The organism is Parashewanella curva (genome assembly GCF_003675895.1).
Taxonomy (GTDB): domain Bacteria; phylum Pseudomonadota; class Gammaproteobacteria; order Enterobacterales; family Shewanellaceae; genus Parashewanella; species Parashewanella curva.
Window position 1 is genome coordinate 29,563 of the sequence record NZ_ML014767.1, and the last position, 22,429, is coordinate 51,991.

Consider the following 22,429-nt stretch of genomic DNA (forward strand, 5'->3'; position numbering starts at 1 on the left):
ATTCAATGACTAAAAAGCAAAGGGTTCAAGCATGAAAATGACAGATACTGAATATCACCATAAGGTTGATGAAGTATTTCATACGATTGAAAACGCCATAGAGGCCATGATCGATGAACAAGATGCCGATATTGATATTGATGCTAGTGGTGGTGTTCTTGACATTGCATTTGAAGATGGCTCCAAAATTGTCATCAATAAACAAGAGCCATTACATGAAATTTGGCTAGCAACGCGTTTTGGTGGTTATCATTTTAGTTTTGATGGCAATCAGTGGTATGACTCACGAAATAAGTGTGAGTTTGTGTCACACCTTGAATCGTCAATCACCAAGCAAAGTGGATTGGTGATCACTTTCTAAAAATCACTCAGTGCTTCTTCGGCTGACATGCCAAAAGGCACGACCTCTAATTTACCCTCGGTTCGTTGTAGTAAGAAAAATTGCGGCAAATTAAAGTGGCCGCGATTTTCTGTTATTTCATTGAAGGCAAAGTGACGACTGATGGTAGAGACCAGTTGTTCAATAGGCTGTTTTCTTTGAACATAGTGTTGTATTTGATTGTGTTCATCCATAACAAATACTTCAATGTCCTCACCATTTTGCCTAAGAAAATACTGGATGGCGTCCATGGCAGCATAATCCAATATGATTGGTGGGGCGCAGGTGTGGGGATCATCACACACTTCAGGGCGAGGTAGCTCGGTCAATTGATCGCAACTGATGCGTTGATAAAATGATTTTGGCTCTTGTAAATCTTGGCAAAAGGCATTGTGACGATTGATAAAAATGCCAAAACGTTTCTCTGCGATATGGATAGGTTGCAACAAAGTGCAGGCATCCGTTGCTCTGTGGGTCAAGCGAAGTATTTGACGTGTCAACCGTTCAATTTGTTGGGTTAGTTGTTGGTTAAGACGAACGGAGCAACTGAGCACTTCGATTGGCAACAGTTCATCGGCACGACTTAACCCCGGTGCCATAAAGGTTAGGGCATCTAAGATAGCATTTTTGCCTTTAAAGCTGTGATAATGCCATTCTCCCCAGCTATTTACTGATAAGACATCAATGCTGCCAAGCATATTTTGCTTTTTTCTGCCTAAAGAGAAAATGTTGGCATTGAGCACATCGATCATCAGCTCTTGCCCCTGCCATTCGCTGGTGGGATCGGCTGATAAGTTGATGAGCAAGATCAGTTGACGATAGTACCAAGGCTGGTACAAGTCTTTTTTACTGACTTTATTTTGTGTTGGTAGCTTTTTGGTTAGCCCAAGTAATCGTTTAGAGGTGTTTTCTAACTTTTTACACCGTTTGGATGTATCGTGGGCGATGTACCATTTCGTTTTTTGTGCGGCGACTTGATTAAAGCAAGCCCACATCAATAACCCAGATAACGCGGTGGCTTTATAAATTGGGCTTTCACCAATAAAGTCTGCCCCATTAAGCGCGCCTTGATACAAATAGAAATGACCATCACGATTAGATTGTATTACGGTTAATTCATACTCTGCGATGATCGAAGAAGAAATGCGGCGAAGCTGATTAATTTGATGATCATTTTTATGGAAAAAAGTACTGAGCTTTCTGGTAAGAATATTCAGTTCTTCCATTTTTAAACTTTCACTAAGTCCCTGCTTAGATGCAAAAACCAATAAGGTCTGGTAGCTGGAAAGTAAAATCTCATGTAGCTGGTTATTAAACTGCTGAATTTGACCGCAATGCCAATTTTCACGTTGATCCAACATTTGTAATAAGGTGTTTGGCCATTGCCATTTCGCCACTAATTGTTTGAATTTTTCTGCTCGCCAATCGTCTTTGTGTTTTTCAAAGGTTAGCTTTAAACCACATTTTAAATAAAAACAGCGACGCAAAACTTCTAATCGACGATTGTCGTTTAGCTTTAATAAATAGTCCTCGATGTAGTAATACATCACTAAATAAGGATCATTTTCTAAGGAAAAATCATCCGATAAGATTTTTTGCCAAATTTTATCGGTAAGTAGAGTAGAGTTAGGATAATCACTGGCATATGCTTCCAGCAACAGTACCTTTAATAGCGCCTTATGTGGTTTTTCGATGCCTTTGTATAAGTGCCATAGTGACGCACTAAAATACTCACTGGCGTCGAGATTGCGGACATCACCCAAATGTAACAGTTCAGGGAGATCTTTAACGTGTGGCCACCAAGCAACGGCACGTCCAGCAAGACAAATTTGAGTACGATAAAACTCTTCGAGCAATAACCAATGCTGCGCACTACCACTGTGCTCTCTACCTAGCGTTTGCTGCTGATCAGAATGTTTATGTTCACGACAAAATTGTTGAGGATGTACCAGATAAAAATTCACTTCAAGATCATAGCTGGCAAACCATTGAGTAAGCTTGTCGAGTTTTGTTCTAAGTAATTCAAGATCTGAAGTTAAGATATCGGGACGATGGACAGCCCAAATATCGATATCACTATGCCTTGAGTGCCCAAAACTGGCCACACTGCCCATGGCATAAATTCCCTCAAATACTGGCTCTGCAATATGTTTAATCTCTGCTTGAAAGTTAAAAACTTCGCAAGCGTCATTAGTTTCAGGGTCTAAGGAAAAGTCAACAATACCCTGTGGAGTATCTTGGCTTACAAAACCAGGGAGCTTGCTGTGATTATGATGCAATAAATAAGGGATCAAGCGAAAGATGTGCTGCTGCATTGGCTCTAGTATCGATAAGATTCGAGCAAGTCTTATGTCATTTAGCTGATTAGCCAGCTTAGAAATTCGCTGTTGTTCAAGCATCGAAAGAGTACATCAAATACGGCAGGAAGGGCTAATGCTAGCGAGAAACGTCATTATGAGCAAGTTAAAGTGAAGTGGATCACGAAACTTGTTGGTTTTACGGGGTGGATCACGAAATTGTCATATAAATAACAAGAAGTTTTATGAAAAAATAGGAGCCATCCATGGCGGGGGTGGGTGCTTTCGTACTAGGTTATATAAAACTCAAAAATATTATGATAGAAAATTGAATGTCTAAGACGCTTAAAAGCTTATACTCATTCTAATTATGGTTGCATGGTCTGAAAATCAGGTTAAACCCTGAGTTTAAGTCAAGTCGTTTTTTGCTGAGAGGGTTACTGCAATGGCGTTGGTAAAATGTGTATAAATGTTAATTTGAAAATCCTTAATCTGAGTAGTATTGTTTTTATATGAATAGCTAATTGAAAAATTAAATGCATTTCGTACCAAGAACAGAAATCGCCCCGTGTTTTGCGGCACAAAATAGAGAGCTATCGGATGAACAGCGGTACTCACAGGCGCTTCAAGAACATTGTAGAAATTTTATTTATCATCAAAGAACGCATAGTGACAGTAGTGAGAGATACTATTGTGATTTAGTTGGGAGTGATGGAATTAAACGCTTTTGGCAACTTCTCGATTATAAACCAAGCTCTTTTATTCCCCAGTCTATGGTGTGTACCCCTAAACCTGAAGCGATCAGTCAAATTGGTATAGTGTACTTAGGGGATAGCAAAAGTCCGGAGCATGTTTTCACCAATGGATTTTCGTCGAGAACTCATCCAAATATTGATTCAGATAAGGCCTTATATGAAGCATTGTTAGATATCCATATTGAAGAGAAAGTAGGGAGTTCAAGACTAGGTACTATGGCCACTTGCCAAGAAACCGCTGTATGCTGCTCTACATCCTTAACTTCTGCTTTAAACTCCTTATCAACAGAAGGAGAAATCAGTGAGACTTATGTTTACTGTTGTTATGCTCCGGTAGGGGTCAAGCTATATGAAACAGTACAGCAGTTTGATCATAGATATAACAATTTAGAATCTATTACCGCAGCTAAAGAAACCTTAGTGGCAAAAATAGAACCTGAGCATGTAATAAAAGCATGGAAGATTCAAAAAAGAACATTAAGAATCAAAGAGAGTGAAATCGATAAATTTACTCAGTTAGAAGTGTCAGAAAACCCTTCTATTGATGAGTGTGTAAAAATGTACTTTGCTCGTGTTAACCCTGAGCTTCCGAAACAGCTTCCCTTCCTAATACCTCATAACACTTTGGGTTCAGTTGTAAGGAAGAGGGTAAAATAACTTTACTCGTTTTATCGCTATTCACTTCTCAATACAAAAATATTCGGAAAAATTTGAGTTGCTTTACAGAGTTTTCTTTTTATATGGTTTACAGCTCATAGCTAATTTGCTCAAATAACCTGATTATTATGATTAATCGGGTAATTTGTAATGAAGTTGACAGTCCATCAATGTGCGTACCTTTCCCCTCTATTTTTTGCTTTGATGATCGCGGGTTGTGGCAAGCAACCGGAGCAAACTCAAACAGCAGAGGTCGTTCGTCCTGTTCAAATCTATAAAGTTAAAGAAGCCTCAAGTCAGCAAAGCTGGACGTTTCCAGCGACAATTTCAGCGTTTAAATCCACAGAACTTGCCTTTAACTCAGGTGGTAAATTGACGAGTTTTAATATCACCAAAGGCCAAGAGGTCAAAAAAGGCCAACTGCTGGCGAGTATTGACGATAGAGACTTTCAGCTTAAATTAAATTCTGCTAATGCTAATTTTCAAACAGCTAAACTCAGCTATGAAAGAGGTAAGAAGTTAGTTAAGAAGAATATTATTTCTAGAAGTGACTTTGATACTTTGGAGTCTCAATTTAAAGTTGCTGAATCTCAGTATGATAGCGCTAAAAAAGCACTTAAAGATACTAAAATTTATGCGCCTTATGATGGACTTATTGCCAGTAAACAAGCGGCGAACCATGACAATGTAGGGGCAGGGCAAACCGTATTGTCGTTAATTGCAGCCGGAAAGTTCAGTGCCGATTTTGATATCCCTCCGGCAAGACTAAATTATATTAATCAGCATCATCCAGATGGCATTTATGTGGTGTTTAAACAATTTGATGGAGCAAAAGCGAAAGCAGATTTTAAAGAAATTTCACTCTTGCCAAGTAAGTCGTCACAGTCTTATCAGGTCACCATGTCGTTCACGCCCCCTAAAAATGTCGTAGTATTGCCAGGAATGAGCGCCGAAGTTCGAATGGATAATAAACTTGATGCCAAACAGTTAGATTTACTTATTCCAACCAAATCAGTGATCAGCGTTGGTGATGATAAATTTGTATGGAAAGTCGATCCTAAGACCATGACAACAGTGAAAACACCTGTAGATATCAAGCCAGGCATTGGTGAGTTTGTTGCAGTTAAATCAGGTGTTCATACGGGTGATCAAATTATTACTAGCGGCGCGTCATACGCGGTAGAAGGCATGAAAGTTTCTATCTGGCAACCAAAATAATCGTAGGGCAATGACATGAATATCGCAGAATTATCGATTCGCAATAAAGTCATTTGTACGCTTGCGATCATTATCACTTTAATTACGGGCTGGAATGCATTTAAGACCATGGTGCGCTTGGAAGATCCTGAGTTCATTATTCGCCAAGCCCAAGTGATCACCTACTACCCAGGTGCTACAGCAGAACAAGTAGCCGAAGAAGTGACAGACCCAGTGGAAACGGCCATTCAGCAAATGGCTGAAGTTAAAACTATTAAATCGGTTTCTAGCCCAGGTAAATCGGAAATTTCGGTAGAAATAAAATACAAGTTTTCAAAGAATAAACAGCAGCTTCAAGGTATGTGGAGTAAACTGCGTAATAAAGTTGCTAATGCCAAATCCAAACTCCCTCCTGGTGTTGGGGCACCTTATGTCGCTGATGACTTTGGCGATTTATTTGGTATGTATTACTTTGTCTACGGCGATGATTACTCAATAAAGCAACTCAGAGATTATTCTAAGACACTGCGAAACCAGCTGTTGCAGGTTCCCGGTGTTGCAAGAGTGGCGTTAACTGGTGAGTCTCAGCCAGCCATTTATATTGCCATTTCTCGTGCAAAAACCTTAGCTTTGGGCGTTTCACTTAATCAAATTTATCAAAACTTGAAACAACGTAATTTAGTGGTTGATGCCGGTAATACTCAAGTGGGTGACTTGAGAATGGCCATCATGCCATCAGGAGGCGTAGATTCCGTTACTGACATTAAAAATACGCTGATCAGCACAACTCAAGATGGGAATCTTATTCATTTAAGTGACATAGCTACCGTAACTCGTGGAGAGAAAACCCCTGCCCAAAGTTACCTTTACTACAATGGGCACAGAGCGATTGCTATCGGCGTTTCAGCGTCCAGTGGTGAAAACGTCGTCAAACTAGGCGAGAAAGTTACGAAAAAACTAGCAGAGTCAGTCAATACACGCCCACTTGGTATGGAGCTGGGTCAGTTTTATCAGCAAGGCGAAGAAGTAAAAGCCTCGATTGATAACTTTGTCAGCAACGTAATCGCCGCCTTAGCCATTGTAATTGGTACTCTGTTTATCTTCATGGGCATGCGCTCAGCTGTCGTGATTGGTGCGATTTTATTACTGACCATTTCAGCAACGCTAGCCGTCATGGATTTAGGTGGCATTCCTATGCATCGTATTTCGCTGGGTGCTCTGATTATTGCCCTCGGGATGATGGTGGATAATGCGATTGTAGTTGCTGAAGGCATGCTTATCAGCATCACCAAAGGTGAAAATAAACTGGCTGCGGCTAAGCGTATCGTTGGTCAAACGATTTGGCCACTACTCGGAGGGACTTTAGTCGGAAGTTTAGCCTTTGCTCCGATTGGCTTTGCACCCGGTAGTACCGCAGAATTTACAGGAAGTTTGTTCTGGGTGATCTTCATTTCGCTCATGTTTAGCTGGGTGTTTGCTGTTACCTTAACACCACTTTTCTGCCATGAGCTATTTAAAGCTAAAGTGATAACCGATATCGAGCAACAAGAGAGCAAACTTACTCAAGGTTATAAAAACTTTATTCGCAATGCAGTTAAGCATAGATGGAAAGTGGTGACTCTGACGGTAAGTTTATTTGTAGCGGCGGCTTACGGCTTCAGTTTTGTGAAAAGTGGTTTCTTCCCTGCATCGACTACACCGCAAATCGTCGTGGACTTTTGGTTACCTGAAGGCACAGACATCAGCGATACTAAATCGCAAATGCACAAGCTTGAGAAGTATCTACAAAAACTGGATCACGTTAAAACAGTAGAAACTTCCGTAGGCAGTGGTGGTTTACGTTATATGTTGGTTTACTCGCCAGAGTCACCCAACTCTTCGTACGGTCAAGCTTTAGTGATTGTTGATGATTATAAGCAAATTGATCATTTGATCCCTACGATACAACATCAAATCAATACTGAGTTTCCAGCGGCTCAATCGAAAGTTTGGCGATTCCAATTAGGCCCAGGTGGTGGTTCTAAAATCGAAGTGGAGTTTACGGGGCCTACCCCTGCTGTGCTTCGCGATTTAGCTAATCAAGCCAAAGCCATAATGCACGATAATGGCAATGCGATTTCAATTAAAGATGACTGGAGACAACAGGTTGCAGCGATTGAACCAATGTTTTCAGAGCAAAAAGCCAGTCAGGTCGGAATTACTCGCCAAGATGTCGCAATGGCATTAAAACAAGTTTATACCGGACGTGATATTGGCGTTTATAGGGAAGGCAACCAGCTGATCCCATTGATTGCAGCCGCACCAGATTCTGAAAAAGTGGATATTCATTCTATTGGTCAAACTCAAGTGATCAGTAGTGCTACCGGTGCTGTTGTTAGCCTTGACTCTGTTGTTAACGGCTATAAAACCGTATGGCGTGATAATTTGATGCGTCGTGAAGATCGACTTTGGAGTATCAAAGCGCAGTCAGATCCTAAAGCTGGCGTATTGGCATCTGAGCTGAGAGCTAGCTTGTTACCGAAGATTGAGGCGATCAAACTGCCTGCGGGCTATGAGATGGAGTGGGGTGGTGAGTATAAAAACTCAAAAGACGCCAATAGCGATTTAGCCAGTACCCTTCCTGTTGGTTTAGCTTCGATGGTATTAGTTGTATTCTTGCTGTTCGGAACTGTGAAGCAACCTGCATTGATCTGGCTTGTAGTGCCGCTTGCCATTATTGGGGTTGTTATCGGTCTGTTGGTGACTGATCTACCTATGGAATTCATGGCGATACTCGGTTTGTTGTCGCTTTCAGGTCTATTGATCAAAAATGCGATTGTGTTGGTCGATCAAATTGATCTTGAAATCAAAGAAGGTAAACCAAGGTTAGATGCGATTGTCGATGCCGCAACCAGCCGTGTTAGACCGGTATCTATGGGCGCATTGACTACGGTTTTAGGTATCATTCCATTATTTTATGATGCTTTCTTCAAATCCATGTCGGTGGTACTGGGTTTTGGATTAACCTTTGCAACAGTATTGACCTTAGTGGTGGTGCCTGTGTTCTACAGTATCTTTTTCAATGTTAAAAATGATGAGAGTAAAGTAACAGCGTAAACCTAACTTGAAATATTTCAGCGGTGCTTTATCAAAGTGCCGCTTTTTTATTGCAAAAATAGCAACTTTATCAAGGCAATGATAGCATTGCCCTAATCATTGAGTCGTAAAAGTGGAACTGTCGATGTCTCAACCTGTCATTCGTATTGCAACCCGCAAAAGTCCCCTTGCCATGTGGCAAGCTGAGTATGTTAAGCAACGCCTTGAGCAAATTCATGGTGATATTACCGTTGAACTGTTACCGATGAGCACTAAGGGCGACGTTATCTTAGATACTCCTCTCGCCAAAGTCGGTGGTAAAGGCTTATTTGTCAAAGAGCTTGAAGTGGCAATGTTAGAAGGCCGTGCTGACATTGCAGTGCACTCTATGAAAGATGTGCCTGTAGAGTTTCCTGAAGGCTTAGGTCTACATGTGATTTGTGAGCGTGAAGATCCACGTGATGCTTTTGTATCAAATAGCTATAAAAGTATTGATGAATTGCCACAGGGAGCCATTGTCGGCACCTCAAGTTTACGTCGCCAATGTCAATTACGTGCATTGCGTCCAGATCTGGAAATTCGTGATTTACGTGGCAATGTTGGCACTCGTTTAGCTAAGTTAGACAATGGCGATTACGATGCAATTATCTTAGCGGCAGCAGGATTAATTCGTCTTGAGTTATCCAGCCGCATCGCCAGCTTTATTGAACCAGAAGTATCTTTGCCTGCCAATGGTCAAGGCGCGGTTGGTATTGAGTGCCGCACTGATGACGAGCAAGTTAAATCGTTATTAGCACCACTTGAACATCAAGAAACTCGATATCGAGTATTAGCAGAACGTGCGATGAATACTCGATTAGAAGGAGGTTGTCAGGTACCGATAGGGGCATTTGCTCAAATTGATGGTGATCAGCTATCGTTAAGAGGATTAGTGGGTGCACCTGATGGTAGCCAAATTATTGCTGACTCTGTTGTAGGAAATAAACAGCAAGCGGTTGAGTTAGGTGAGGAGCTTGCCGAAAAGTTGTTATCTCAAGGCGCTAAAGCGATTTTAGATGCGGTATATAAGTGATACCGCCTATCGCTTAGATATTAAAAATTGAGGGTGACGTGAATGAAGGTGCTGCTGACTCGGCCTAAAGGAAAAAATGAGGGGTTAGCCAATCAGTTGCAAGCTGTCGGAATTGCCAGTGTTTGCCAACCGTTAATGACGGTATCGGCATTGGCCCCTAGCCTTGAAGCAGATACTCGGATTCAGCAGGCCGATATTGTGATATTTATCAGTGTCAATGCGGTGAATTATGCTACTACAGCGTTATTTGAAGCTATTAGCCCCTCTGCTCAAGTATTTGCTATAGGTTCTGCTACTCAACAACAATTACATCAAAGAGGCATAGATGCATTATGCCCCCCAGAGTTCGAGCAGCATAGCGAAGGTTTGTTATCTCTTTCGCAATTTCACGATTTGACTGGGCAGCGTGTGGTCATCGTTCGTGGTAAAGGTGGACGAGAGTTTTTAGCTGAGCAGGCTCAAAAGCGTGGCGCAGAAGTATATTATACTGAGATTTACCAACGGCTTAAGCCAAAACTCGACGCAGACATATGTGTTGCTGAATGGGAACTGCAGAACATTGATACTGTTATCGTCACCAGTGGTGAGATCTTCACAAACCTATTAACATTAATGACAAACGCCGACGGTGAGTGGTTGAAACAATGCCAACTCATTGTTGTTAGTGAACGAATTGAAGCCATGGCCAGATCGAACGGGTTTGCCAAGGTTGTGAATGCTGGTGGAGCGAGTGACATTGCTTTACTAGAAACCTGTATATTGCTTCATCAAGGATCATCATAATGGAATCAGCCCAAACTGAATCAGAGCCATCTAAGACTATGGTCGACTCAAAGGTAGAAACCACTGCTAAGGTAAAAACTTCGATTTGGATATCATTGAGTATTTTATTTTGTTTAGCAGTAAGTATTGCTATTGTGGCAGCAGGCTATCACTTTTATACTCAACAACAATTAAAAGAGTTGGAGTGGCAGCAGCAGTTAGCCAATGTTGAACAAAAGCTTGATCAACAAAGCGCACACTCTGCACAATTAATGGCAAGAGATCAGAGCCTAAATGAACACAGCCAGCAATTACAGAACCAGATAGATGAGCTTGAAACAAATGTCAGCGGATTAGCGAAACGCAGTCCAAAACACTGGATGGCGGCAGAAGCGGATTATCTAGTTCGAATGGCTGGCCGAAAGCTGTGGTTAGAGAATGATCCATTAACGTCTTCTGAATTATTAAAAGCGGCCGATCAACAAATCGCGGCAATGCAAGATCCATCATTATTGCCAATTAGAAAAGCAATATCTCGTGATCTCTTAAAAGTAAAATCTATTCACGAAACAGATGTTTCTGGCGCGGTATTCGCCATTGATGGCGTAATTGAGCAACTTAACAGCTTGTCTTTAAATCAGTTTAAACCTAAGGATGAAGCGCCTGCTGATGACAATGTATTATCGGAGTCAATTAATGATTGGAAAGAGAACATTAATAAAACTTGGCAAGCGTTAATCAAAGACTTTATTCATATTCGTAAACGTCAAGGTGACGTTCAACCCTTGATGTCGCCTAAGCAGCGTTGGTATTTAGAAGAAAACATCAAAAATAAATTACTGCAAGCACAATTAGCTCTGTATCGAAACGATGAGGTGAACTTCCATCACTCAATTAAATTAGCGCATTTGTGGTTATCAGAGTATTTCGATTTGCAGGATGAAACCACAAAAAATGCCCTTAATGAGCTTGAACAATTGAAAAAGCTGACCTTGTCTCACACACAGATCCGTCGTTTTGATTCCGTGCCATTGCTCAAGCAACTGGTCACTTATGGCGATTTATCTGGTACGAAGGAGCGTTCTTTATGATCCGTACGTTAGCCTACATCGTGATCATATTATTAGGGTTGGTGCTAAGCCCTTGGATCTTGTCTCACACTGGTTACCTGTATCTATCCATTGGTGATTATGAAGTGGAAACGAGTGTGGTCTTTGCTGTGGTAGCCTTGCTAGTCATATTTAGTGCTATTCAGTTGATTGAGTGGTTGTTTGTTGGCCTGATCAATATTTTTGTTCGCCGTGGTTGGTTATCCAGTCGTTGGCGAAGACAGTCTGCTCGAAAACACACTCTTCAAGGCGCGCTTGCTATTGCAGAAGAAGACTGGGTGAATGCAGAAAAGTCCATGTGCAAGGGGGCAAGTAATGGTGAGCTCCCCTTGGTGAATTGGCTTGCTGCTGCAAGAGCGGCACACCATCAAGGCAGCACGGAGCAACGAGACCATTACCTTAATCAGGCTGAGAAATTGGCTGATAATAAGCTGTCTATTGCCACGACTCGAGTGCGTTATTTGATCCAGCAAGGTGAACTTGAAACCGCAAGAGTGCAGCTAGATAAATTAATTGCAGCAAACAGCAATAAACCAGCCTTAATAAAATTAGGGCTTGAGCTTTATCACTTGCAGCAGGATTGGTCAGCGATAAAGTTATTGTTACCGAAAGTGACAAAGTTGAAGCTATTGAACCAAAGCGAACTCGAGGAGTTACAGCAGCAAGTAAACCGTGCTCTACTTAAGCAAGTTGAACATAAACCTGAATTAGAAAAAGTCTGGCATTGGCTAAGTCGCAAAGAGCGCAAAACGTCAGCTAACCTTGCAGAATATGCCATTAGCTTGGCTCGGTTAGGAGACACCATTGAGGCGAAAAAAATAATTTATAAAGCGATTAAGTCTCACCCCGTTAATGAGTTCTTCGATTTGCTCCCGAGTATAGTGAATGCTGGTGATGATGATATTCGCAAGCTATTGGCTGGGCTTGAGTCTTCACAGGATAACAATGCCAGTTATCATCGCTGTCTTGCGAAACTGAATCAGCAAACAAATAATTTCTCGGAAGCAAAACATCATTGGCAACGAGTGATTGAATTGCAGCCTAGCGTTTCAAGCTGGACCGCTTTGGGTAAACTTCATGAGCAACTTGGAGAGCAAGCAAAAGCCTTAAACTGCTATCGTCACGCATTACAATTCTAGAGTGATTACTCATATCGGAGTGGGGTTCTAGTCCGCTCCACTCCATTTTGTATTTTCAGAAAGCCTAATCTCAGTCCCTGCTGTTTCAATTTATTAACAACCTTATTTTGTTAATTTCTCTATAAAAATATGCCGTTATAAAATTGTGTCAAAAGTTTGACCACTGCCAAGAGGCCAGATAGAATAAGGACTCTAATAAAATAAATCAGATAATTTCAAACACAACGTCGGTCTTTTTTTCTGTTGCAGGGAGTCGCTATGAAAAGAGTTTTTACTACCCAAGCTGGTTCATTAAGTTCATTTCAAGGAAGAGTATCAATAGAAATAAATGGGTTAAAAGTTACACCAACTATCGGGCTGTATCTTCCCACGGGTAGTCTCATTACGTTTTCCGACGATGCAACGTTTGAAATTGAGTTCCAAGATGGTTCGCAATTAACTCAACAATCTCAATTTGAATCTGCACCTGGTGTGGAACCGCTAGATGAAATTGAAGCCTTACAACAACTGATAGCAGACGGTGAAGATCCTACCGAAGATTTACCTGAAACGGCCGCAGGTGGTAATGCTGGCCGTCAAGGCGATGATGGATTTATTAGTGTTGACCGCGCTGGTGCTGAAACCCTGGCTAGTGCGGGGTTTGATACTGGCTTTACGCCTGCTCCAGCTACAGTGCAACAAACACAGCAAAATATTCAAATCAATGATGATCAACCTAGCCAGTTAATAAATGATCAAAATGTGGGATCTGAAGATGCTAACCTGAACGGCAATGTACTTAGCAATGATAGCGATCCAGACAGTCAGTTAGCCGTTGTAAACTACCAAGTAAACGGTCAGACCATAGCTGCTGGGAATTCAGTCACTATTGCTGGTGGAATATTTACCTTACTAGCGAATGGTAGCTACACCTTTTCGCCAGGCGCCGACTGGAATGGCACTCTACCAAGTATCACATATACCACCAATACAGGTGCAACAGCATCGTTGAGTTTATCGGTAACTGCAGTCAATGATGCGCCAGTGGCCAATGATGATGTGATTAGCACTAACGAAGACACGCCAGTAACCATCAATGTCCTTAGCAATGACAGCGATGTTGATGGTGATACGCTGACTATCACAAGTGCAACGGTTGATGCTTCGCAAGGCACAGTAGCAATCGACAATGGTCAATTAGTCTTTAATCCAGTCGCAAACTTCAATGGCACCGCTACCATCAGTTACACCATCATCGATGGTAAAGGTGGCACTGACACGGCCACGGTTACCGTGAATGTAAACCCTGCTAATGATGCTCCAGATGCCGTTGACGATGAAATCACCACTGACGAAGACACACCAGTGACCATCAATGTCCTCAGTAATGACAGCGATGTGGATGGCGATACACTGACCATTACGGGTGCTAACGTCGATGCGAATCAAGGTACTGTAACTGTTGTCGATGGAGAGCTAGTCTTTACTCCAGCTGAGAACTTCAACGGCACCGCTACCATCAGTTACACCATCAGCGATGGTAAAGGTGGCACTGACACGGCCACGGTTACCGTGAATGTAAACCCTGCTAATGATGCTCCAGATGCCGTTAACGATGCAATCACCACCGACGAAGACACTCCAGTGACCATTGATGTGTTAAGCAATGACAGTGATGTGGACGGCGACAGCTTAACCATCAGTAATCCAAGTGTTGATGCGGCTCAAGGTTCAGTTCAAATCGTTAACGGGCGACTGTTGTTCACGCCAGCTGAGAACTTCAATGGCACAGCGACCATCAGTTACACCATCAGCGATGGCAATGGTGGCACTGACACGGCCACGGTTACCGTGAATGTAAACCCTGCTAATGATGCTCCAGATGCCGTTAACGATGCAATCACCACTGACGAAGACACGCCAGTGACCATTGATGTCCTCAGCAACGACAGTGATGTGGATGGCGACAGCTTAACCATCACAGGTGCAACGGTCGATGCAGCACAAGGCACAGTAACAATCGACAATGGTCAATTAGTCTTTAATCCAGTCGCAAACTTCAATGGCACCGCTACCATCAGTTACATCATTAGTGATGGCAATGGTGGAACTGATACCGCCACAGTAACTGTAAATGTTAATGCGGTTAATGATGATCCGACTGACCTGACACTGAGCAATACCAGCGTTGCTGAAAATGCGGTTGGCGCCATCATTGGAGCCGTTGGGGTCAATGATGTTGATGATGGCGATACTCATACGTATAGCGTCAGTGACGATCGCTTCGAAGTGATCAACGGCCAGCTGAAGCTCAAAGATGGACAAAGTCTTGACCATGAAACGGCGGACAGCCTTCAAATCACGATTACCGCGACAGACAGCGGTGGCTTGCAAACCCAGCAGACTTTCACCATTAATGTCGGTGATGTAAACGAAACGCCAACAGACCTGACACTGAGCAACACCAGCGTTGCTGAAAATACGGCTGGCGCCATCATTGGAGCCGTTGGGGTCAATGATGTTGATGATGGCGATACTCATACCTATAGCGTCAGTGACGATCGCTTCGAAGTGAACAACGGCCAGCTGAAGCTCAAAGATGGGCAAAGCCTTGACCATGAAGAGACGGACAGCCTTCAAATCACGATTACCGCGACAGACAGTGGTGGCTTGCAAACCCAGCAGACTTTCACCATTAATGTGGGTGATAGTGATGAAATACCACCATTAGCTCCGACGGTAAACAGTCAAGTCACCAATGACACCACGCCAACGATCTCAGGTACGGTAACCCTTGAAACCGGTGGCCGCTTAGAAGTGGTGGTCAATGGACAAACCTACACCACGGATAATGGCTTAACCGTTAACGATGATGGCACTTGGAGCTTAACGCTACCGGAAACGGCAGCAGGCACCTATGATGTCACGGCCACCGCCTATGATGCAGCGGGCAACCCAGCCGAGGACAGCACCAGTGGTGAACTCACAATAGACACCACAGCACCAGCGGCGCCGACCGTCACCAACATGGTGACTAATGACACCACGCCAACGATCTCAGGTACGGTAACCCTTGAAACCGGTGGCCGCTTAGAAGTGGTGGTCAATGGACAAACCTACACCACGGATAATGGCTTAACCGTTAACGATGATGGCACTTGGAGCTTAACGCTACCGGAAACGGCAGCAGGCACCTATGATGTCACGGCCACCGCCTATGATGCAGCGGGCAACCCAGCCGAGGACAGCACCAGTGGTGAACTCACAATAGACACCACAGCTCCAACTATGTCTTTCACCCCAAAAAGCAACCTAATCGCATTCGAAAATTTCGAGCATTTCGATAAGGCTCAAGGTGCATCATTTTATGGTGGTTATAGAGATGGCGCAGGTAATGGCGGGGTTGAATCAGGATATCAGAATAATACTCAATTGCTTGATGGCTGGTCACTTTATAGCGCTGATCTTCAAGAGGACCGACATGGTAGTTTTGGCCAAAATATTGATATTGGTGAAATAGGGCATCATTTGGATCTGGCGGGTCGAAGTAATGGCTCGGCTACTCAAACTTTATCGAACCTCATTGACGGTAACCAATATACCCTCTCTTTGGATATGAAAAGCCGTGGTACTGGTCATAGTTCACCAAATGAAAGTATTGTTCAGCTTATTTGGAATGGAACGCATATTGCGACGATCAATCCATTTCATGGCTCAAATGGTATTAGTTACGCATCAGGTATTAATCCGGCTGACTTTCCGTTTGAGGTATCTCCAGTGCCAGATTCGAATGGTTGGTATACCTATTCAGTAACCTTAACTGCTGATGGCTCAACCAATGCCTTGAAGCTTCAAGAAGTAGGCGGTGGCCAAAGTTATGGAGGGACCGTTGTTGATAATGTTAAATGGGCTGCTGTTTCGAGTAACTCTGATGAGGCAGGTATCCTTGCTGGCCAGAAAGGCGCTATTGTTGGTGAATTCACTTTGTCTGAAGACATTGAGAGATTTGAAATTGAAGGTGATTCTCAAAATCGTTTTGAAATCATCCATAGTAATGGAAAATATCTGATTAAACTCAAAGGTGATAAATCACTAGCTATCAATGAGGATTTAACCTTATCAATAAAGGCCATTGATGCAGCTGGAAATGAGTCAGAACCAATCCAAATAAATGTACACACTACCGGACACTTTATAACCGCTAATATCCATACCCTTAGTGGTACTGCTGATACTATCAGTTTAAGTGAATCACAGTCACTTGATTTCAGTGGTTTTATAAACGGCAGTAACGCTGCTATTGGTGATGATATTAGAGTTACTTTAATGAATGGTACAAAAGTAGCCGTTTATGATTTAGAGGTTTTATCCCTCGGTAACGCATTAGGCTGGAAACTCGATAACATTAATCTTAAAAACATCAATGGCCAAAACCTTACCACAGGTGGAACATCACTATCACTTAAGGTCGAGTTACTTGATAGCAACGGCAATGTTGTTGCAGAAAGTAATACTGACACAGCAGATTTTGCTGCCGACCTTATTCAATCTTCGAAATTCGATATTGGTCAATACGATGGTTTGACTAGCTCAGGTATCGATTTTGAAGATGCATTGATACCGCCAGTTTCTGCAAATCACTCAACTAGCCGTTTATCTTCACAAAGTGTAAGCCGTGATGAAGCAAAAGAGCTCTATCTTTCGGATGTGCTTCAAGGTGAACTGATTGATAGCAAAACTCCTGAAAATGAAGGTTTAAATCTGGCGATTGATTTAACTGATCCACGCTTTATCCAACTTGATAGTCATGGTCGTGATATAAACGTCGGAAATGATGTCAGCAGTGAACTGGGATTGCATGCCGGTATGAACTCTAATGCTGAAGAGCAATTGCGATTGGCTGAAACAGAGGCGAGTAGTCACGCACAGGATATAAGCTCAGAGCCTGTATCAGCAGATCAAGATTGGGCACATAAATTATTACCATAACGAGAAAATGCTGGCTCTGAACCTCTGAGTCAGCCTAGCTATTTTATTTTAGGGAAGCGCCACTTGTCAGAAACAATGGAAGAACAAAAACAGCAATGGAGCATTTCGGCATCACAGCGAGTGTATGCCGATCCTTTACTTGATTGTTTGGTATTGCTAACTGAACATTTTGGTAATCCTTGTTCGGCAGAATCGCTGATTGCAGGTATGCCGATTGAGGGAGCGGCGTTAACTCCTGATCTATTGCCACAAACGGCAGCTAGAGCTGGCTTGTCAGCTAAATTGACACGTCGTAATTTGGATACCCTTTCGGCGGTGATGTTTCCGTGTATTTTACTGCTGCGTGATCAAAAAGCCTGTATTCTTCGAGAATTGGATGTTGAGAATGATCTGGCGGTGATCCAGCTTGCTGAATCGGGCGGTGAGCATCGATTAACTATTGAAGAACTGGAAGCCATTTATGTGGGTTATTTGTTCTTAGTTAAGCAGCAGTATCGAGGTGATCATCGTTTTGATATGCATGAGCACCAGACTCAAAGTCACTGGTTGTGGCAGACCGTCCGAGGTGCCTTCCCCATTTATCGTGATGTATTGATTGCATCTGTTCTGGTCAATATGTTTGCCTTGATCTCCCCTTTATTCGTTATGAATGTGTATGACAAGGTAGTACCGAATTTGGCGTTTGATTCGCTTTGGGTACTAGCTATCGGAGCATGCATTGCGTATATCTTTGATTTGATCATGCGCCAGCTGCGGACTTATCTCACGGATATTGCTGGTAAGAAAATCGATATCATTGTGTCATCTCAGTTATTTGCTAAAGCTATGGGGCTACCGTTATCTAAAAAAGCACCAAGCGTAGGTGGGATGGCCAAACAATTGGGGGAATTTGATCATATTCGAGATTTCCTGACCTCTGTAACCATCACTACCTTAGTGGACATTCCTTTTTCTATCTTCTTTATCGTTATTATCGCCATTGTAGCTGGAGATCTTGCCTTAGTACCGTTAGTGAGCAGTGTGGTCATTATTGGCTTTACACTTTATATTCAACCAAAGCTCAAGCAAGCGATTGATGAAGGTAATAAGTTTGCCAGTTTAAAACATGGGCACTTAATTGAGAGCTTGTCGGCGCTTGAATCAGTCAAAGCTAATGGCGCTGAAGGCGTGTTGCAAAAAAGCTGGCAGCAAATGATAGGTCATACCGCCACTTGGCAGCTGAAATCGAAAAAGCTGTCAAACTCAGTCTCTAATCTAGCCAATTTTATGGTGCAAATGACTACAGTGTCTGTGGTTATTCTAGGGGTTTATAGAGTTGCTGATAATGCTATTACCATGGGCGGGATCATTGCAGCAGTGATGTTATCGAGTCGTGCGATTGCTCCTATGTCACAATTGGCAGGGTTGATGAATCGTTCAAACTCAACCCTAAGTGCGCTTAAACAGCTTGATCAAATCATGCAACAACAAGATGAGTTTGAAGAGCGTGGCAATTTGGTCAGTAAGCAGCGTCTTAAAGGTAATATTGAATTACACAAAGCCGGATTCCAATACTCAGAAGAAGAAAAAACTGTCGTTCGAAATCTTTCTGTGACGATAAATCCCGGCGAACGAGTGGCTATTATCGGTCGTAATGGCTCAGGAAAAAGTACATTAGCAAAACTGTTGTTAGGGCTATATCAACCTACTGAGGGACGGCTTCGTTATGACGGCCAAGATAGTGCTCAAATTCATCCAAGTGATGTTAGACGTAATTTTGGGTATTTGCCCCAAGACGTTACTTTGTTTCATGGAACCATAAGAGACAATATCTTATTTGGCACAAGACAAGTTTCTGAACATCAGCTTATACGGGCGATAAAACTCTCAGGCGTTAGCCAGTTTACCAATTTCGACAGCGAAGGGTTAGACAAACAAGTCGGTGAGGGTGGATTAGCATTGAGCCGAGGTCAACGGCAATGTGTCGCGCTAGCCAGAGCCTGCTTAAATGATCCGTCAATCCTATTGATGGATGAACCTACAGCCAGTTTAGATGCCAGTTCTGAAAAACAATTTATGCAGGCAATGAAGCAAGTTAGCCAAGATCGCTCCTTGATTTTGATCACTCATAAGATGCACTTATTGTCATTGGTTGATCGCATTATCGTGATGGACCAAGGACACATTGTTGCTGACGGACCTAAGAAAATCGTATTAGAACAGTTAAATAACGGTTCCATTGCTGGGAGGGCGAGCGCGTGAGTCGAAAGCTTACCAGTGAAGAACTCGATATGGTCGATGACGTATACGGTGCAATGATGACCGATGCGCCTACTGTGCATCGGCTGATCATCTGGTCACTTGGCGCAATGATGATCTGCTTTTTAGTGTGGTCTTACTTTTCTGAATTAGATCAAGTCACCACTGGTGTAGGTAAAGTTATCCCATCATCTCAGGTGCAAATTATTCAAAGTTTAGATGGTGGCATACTACAAGAAATGCATGTTCGAGAGGGGATGTTGGTCACCAAAGGACAGGCACTTGCTCGTATTGACGATACCCGTTTTCGTTCCGATTACGCCCAGCAAGAACAAGAAGAATTTGGCTTAAAAGCGAATCTGATCCGCTTACAAGCAGAGCTAGACAGTTTAGAAGTGTCAGATGTGGGCACAGATTGGCGTAAACAAGTAAACATTAATCTAAAGCCTATGGTGTTTACCCAAGAACTAACTGAAAAAGAACCACAACTCATTGCTCGCCAACAAGAAGAATATGACGGACGTTTAAATAATCTTAAAAATCAGATAGAAATTCTGGCAAGGCAAATTCAGCAGCGTCAGCAAGAAATGCAAGAGCTGAGTTCAAAAATCAAAACACTGTCAACCAGCTACCAATTGCTAACCAGAGAGTTAGAGCTAACCAAGCCACTGGCTGAAAAAGGCATTGTTCCAGAAGTGGAATTACTCAAATTAGAGCGCGGCGTCAATGATATGCAAGGTGAGTTGGCGGGGTTGAGAATTTTACGTCCGAAAATCAAAGCCGCGTTAGATGAAGCCATTTTAAAACGTCGAGAAGCGATATTTGTGTTTGCCGCAGAAAATCGCTCCAAGATGAACGAATGGCAAACTAAGCTCTCGCGGATCACCGAAGCTCAAGTTGGTGCAAAAGACAAAGTCAGTAAAGCGGTGATCACCTCGCCCGTTAACGGCACCATCAAAACGGTACACATCAACACCCTTGGTGGCGTGGTTCAGCCGGGCGTCGATATTATTGAAATTGTACCCTCAGAAGATCAATTACTGATTGAGGCAAAAGTCAGCCCTAAAGATATTGCTTTCATCCACCCAGGATTACCAGCGGTTGTCAAAGTAACCGCTTATGATTTTGCCCGTTATGGTGGATTAAACGGCACGGTTGAACACATCAGTGCCGATACCACTCAAGATGAAGAAGGCAATAGCTTTTATGTCATTCGAGTGCGTACCAAAGATTCCAATTTAAAGAAACAAGATGGCACCTTAATGCCGATCATTCCGGGGATGTTGACGTCAGTCGATGTGATCACTGGCCAGCGCAGTATCTTAGAATACATTTTAAATCCGATTCTAAGAGCCAGAGACAGCGCCCTAAGAGAAAGATAAAACAGGGAGAAAATGATGATAAACAAGCAGCGAAAAAAGCAGACAGGGATGGTAGTTGGCGTCGTTGCGGGACTTGTTCCGCTTTTTGCCCAAGGCCAATCCTTGGAGCAAGCAGTGGCGCATACCTTAGATACTAATCCACAAATACGTATTGCCTATAATCGCTTTAAAGTTCGGAAAGAACAAAGTAACCAAAGCTTTGGTGGTTACTTACCTAATGTCGAGCTTACGGCTGGATATGGATACGAGAGCACGAACACACCATCTACACGTCGTGATGCTTCGGTTGATGGTGATCGCGAAGGCTTACGCCGTGGTGAAGCTGGGATCACGATTCGACAAATGTTGTTCGATGGCTTTGCGACCAGCAGTGATTATGATCGTACCACCAACGAAATGAACGCTGAGCAATGGAATTTATTTTCTGCTGCGGAAAATACCGCCTTAGATGTGACCAAAGTGTATATCGGTTACCTTCATGCGCAGGAAGTATTAACCTTATCTGAAAAAAACTTAGCGACTCATGAAGAAATTTATGATCAAATCAAGCAGCGCACTAACTCTGGGTTAGGCTCGGTTGCCGATCTTTCGCAAATTACTGGCCGTTTAGCTCGTGCAAATGCCAATGTGATTGCGGCTAAAAACAATCTGTTAGATGCTAAAGCTCAATTTATTCGCGTAGTAAAACAGCAACCTAAAGACCTTGTTTTGCCGGTAGCCGATATGGATATGATCCCAAAAACGCTACCAGAAAGCTTGCAAATTGCCACTAAAAACCACCCTGTGCTGAAAGCCGCGTTTTATGACATCAATGCCGCAAAGTTTGAACGTGAAGCCACTCAGTCTAACTATTATCCAAAGTTTGAGCTTGAGCTTGCAGGTAACTTAAACAATGACCTTAATGGTGAAGATGGTATTACCGGTCGCGGTGCGTTTCAAAATGATGTTGGTGGTCATACTAAAAATTATTCAGCCATGATCAAAATGCGTTATAACCTCTACGCTGGAGGTAAAGACTTGGCTCGTGAAAAAGAAAGTGCCTATAAAATTGGTGAAGCAAAATCACTCCGTGATAACGCGCATCGTGAAGTGGTTGAAGGCGTGCATTTAGCTTGGAATGCCCTTGAATTACTCGGCCCTCAAAAAGGTTATATTCGTCAGCACGTTGAAGCCGCTAAGCAAACTCAAACGGCTTATGTTCAGCAGTTCAGTCTCGGCCAGCGTAGTTTGCTTGATTTGTTAGATACTGAAAATGAATTGTTTGAATCTCGTAAGAGCTACTTGCGAACTGAACTTGATGAACTGATCGCTAAATATCGAGTATTAAACTCAACAGGGCGTTTATTGGATTCATTACGAGTGACAAGACCACCTGAGTGGACGAATAATAACGATTAAT

At 42.8% G+C, this 22,429-nt stretch carries 13 protein-coding genes; 12 read left to right on the top strand and 1 reads right to left on the bottom strand.

Features of this window, described 5'->3' with window-relative positions:
- The first annotated feature begins 31 nt into the window (after positions 1-31).
- Positions 32-361: an iron donor protein CyaY gene (cyaY, locus tag D5018_RS07760; protein ID WP_121838436.1), complete on the top strand. Its 330-nt coding sequence runs from the start codon at positions 32-34 to the stop codon at positions 359-361.
- Here cyaY and D5018_RS07765 read toward each other — a convergent pair.
- Positions 358-2,778 carry a class I adenylate cyclase gene (locus tag D5018_RS07765; protein ID WP_121838437.1) on the bottom strand — a complete coding sequence of 807 codons (2,421 nt, stop codon included), beginning with the start codon at positions 2,776-2,778 and terminating at the stop codon, positions 358-360. The genes cyaY and D5018_RS07765 overlap by 4 nt on opposite strands.
- Before the next feature lie 434 nt (positions 2,779-3,212).
- Here D5018_RS07765 and D5018_RS07770 point away from each other — a divergent pair, with 434 nt between their 5' ends.
- The 11 genes from D5018_RS07770 (at position 3,213) to D5018_RS07820 (ending at position 22,428) form a co-directional block, all read left to right on the top strand.
- A complete protein-coding gene (locus D5018_RS07770) occupies positions 3,213-4,088 on the top strand; it encodes a hypothetical protein (RefSeq protein WP_121838438.1) in 876 nt (291 codons plus the stop codon).
- Positions 4,089-4,238: 150 nt separating this feature from the next.
- A complete protein-coding gene (locus D5018_RS07775) occupies positions 4,239-5,306 on the top strand; it encodes an efflux RND transporter periplasmic adaptor subunit (protein WP_121838439.1) in 1,068 nt (355 codons plus the stop codon).
- Between the two features lie 15 nt (positions 5,307-5,321).
- Positions 5,322-8,381 carry an efflux RND transporter permease subunit gene (locus D5018_RS07780; protein WP_121838440.1) on the top strand — a complete coding sequence of 1,020 codons (3,060 nt, stop codon included), beginning with the start codon at positions 5,322-5,324 and terminating at the stop codon, positions 8,379-8,381.
- A gap of 124 nt (positions 8,382-8,505) precedes the next feature.
- Positions 8,506-9,432 carry a hydroxymethylbilane synthase gene (hemC, locus tag D5018_RS07785; RefSeq protein ID WP_121838441.1) on the top strand — a complete coding sequence of 309 codons (927 nt, stop codon included), beginning with the start codon at positions 8,506-8,508 and terminating at the stop codon, positions 9,430-9,432.
- A gap of 42 nt (positions 9,433-9,474) precedes the next feature.
- The gene (locus D5018_RS07790) at positions 9,475-10,215 is read left to right on the top strand and encodes a uroporphyrinogen-III synthase (protein ID WP_121838442.1); all 741 of its coding nucleotides are present in this window, start codon (positions 9,475-9,477) and stop codon (positions 10,213-10,215) included.
- Positions 10,215-11,285: a uroporphyrinogen-III C-methyltransferase gene (locus D5018_RS07795; protein ID WP_121838443.1), complete on the top strand. Its 1,071-nt coding sequence runs from the start codon at positions 10,215-10,217 to the stop codon at positions 11,283-11,285. The genes D5018_RS07790 and D5018_RS07795 overlap by 1 nt, the downstream gene beginning before the upstream one ends.
- The gene (locus D5018_RS07800; protein WP_121838444.1) at positions 11,282-12,442 is read left to right on the top strand and encodes a heme biosynthesis HemY N-terminal domain-containing protein; all 1,161 of its coding nucleotides are present in this window, start codon (positions 11,282-11,284) and stop codon (positions 12,440-12,442) included. Before D5018_RS07795 ends, D5018_RS07800 begins: the two co-directional genes overlap by 4 nt.
- A 258-nt stretch (positions 12,443-12,700) precedes the next feature.
- Complete coding sequence (locus tag D5018_RS07805) at positions 12,701-17,410, top strand: retention module-containing protein (protein WP_121838445.1); 4,710 nt, start codon at positions 12,701-12,703, stop codon at positions 17,408-17,410.
- Between the two features lie 75 nt (positions 17,411-17,485).
- Complete coding sequence (locus D5018_RS07810) at positions 17,486-19,651, top strand: type I secretion system permease/ATPase (RefSeq protein WP_121838446.1); 2,166 nt, start codon at positions 17,486-17,488, stop codon at positions 19,649-19,651.
- Positions 19,648-21,030 carry an HlyD family type I secretion periplasmic adaptor subunit gene (locus D5018_RS07815; RefSeq protein ID WP_121838447.1) on the top strand — a complete coding sequence of 461 codons (1,383 nt, stop codon included), beginning with the start codon at positions 19,648-19,650 and terminating at the stop codon, positions 21,028-21,030. The genes D5018_RS07810 and D5018_RS07815 overlap by 4 nt, the downstream gene beginning before the upstream one ends.
- A 12-nt stretch (positions 21,031-21,042) precedes the next feature.
- Complete coding sequence (locus D5018_RS07820; RefSeq protein WP_121838448.1) at positions 21,043-22,428, top strand: TolC family outer membrane protein; 1,386 nt, start codon at positions 21,043-21,045, stop codon at positions 22,426-22,428.
- Position 22,429: the final 1 nt, after the last annotated feature.

Excerpts from the sequence above, each read along its gene's own strand:
- cyaY (WP_121838436.1), top strand. The coding sequence starts at position 32 with ATGAAAATGACAGATACTGAATATCACCATAAGGTTGATGAAGTATTT.
- D5018_RS07765 (WP_121838437.1), bottom strand. The coding sequence starts at position 2,778 with ATGCTTGAACAACAGCGAATTTCTAAGCTGGCTAATCAGCTAAATGAC.
- D5018_RS07770 (WP_121838438.1), top strand. The coding sequence starts at position 3,213 with ATGCATTTCGTACCAAGAACAGAAATCGCCCCGTGTTTTGCGGCACAA.
- D5018_RS07775 (WP_121838439.1), top strand. The coding sequence starts at position 4,239 with ATGAAGTTGACAGTCCATCAATGTGCGTACCTTTCCCCTCTATTTTTT.
- D5018_RS07780 (WP_121838440.1), top strand. The coding sequence starts at position 5,322 with ATGAATATCGCAGAATTATCGATTCGCAATAAAGTCATTTGTACGCTT.
- hemC (WP_121838441.1), top strand. The coding sequence starts at position 8,506 with ATGTCTCAACCTGTCATTCGTATTGCAACCCGCAAAAGTCCCCTTGCC.
- D5018_RS07790 (WP_121838442.1), top strand. The coding sequence starts at position 9,475 with ATGAAGGTGCTGCTGACTCGGCCTAAAGGAAAAAATGAGGGGTTAGCC.
- D5018_RS07795 (WP_121838443.1), top strand. The coding sequence starts at position 10,215 with ATGGAATCAGCCCAAACTGAATCAGAGCCATCTAAGACTATGGTCGAC.
- D5018_RS07800 (WP_121838444.1), top strand. The coding sequence starts at position 11,282 with ATGATCCGTACGTTAGCCTACATCGTGATCATATTATTAGGGTTGGTG.
- D5018_RS07805 (WP_121838445.1), top strand. The coding sequence starts at position 12,701 with ATGAAAAGAGTTTTTACTACCCAAGCTGGTTCATTAAGTTCATTTCAA.
- D5018_RS07810 (WP_121838446.1), top strand. The coding sequence starts at position 17,486 with ATGGAAGAACAAAAACAGCAATGGAGCATTTCGGCATCACAGCGAGTG.
- D5018_RS07820 (WP_121838448.1), top strand. The coding sequence starts at position 21,043 with ATGATGATAAACAAGCAGCGAAAAAAGCAGACAGGGATGGTAGTTGGC.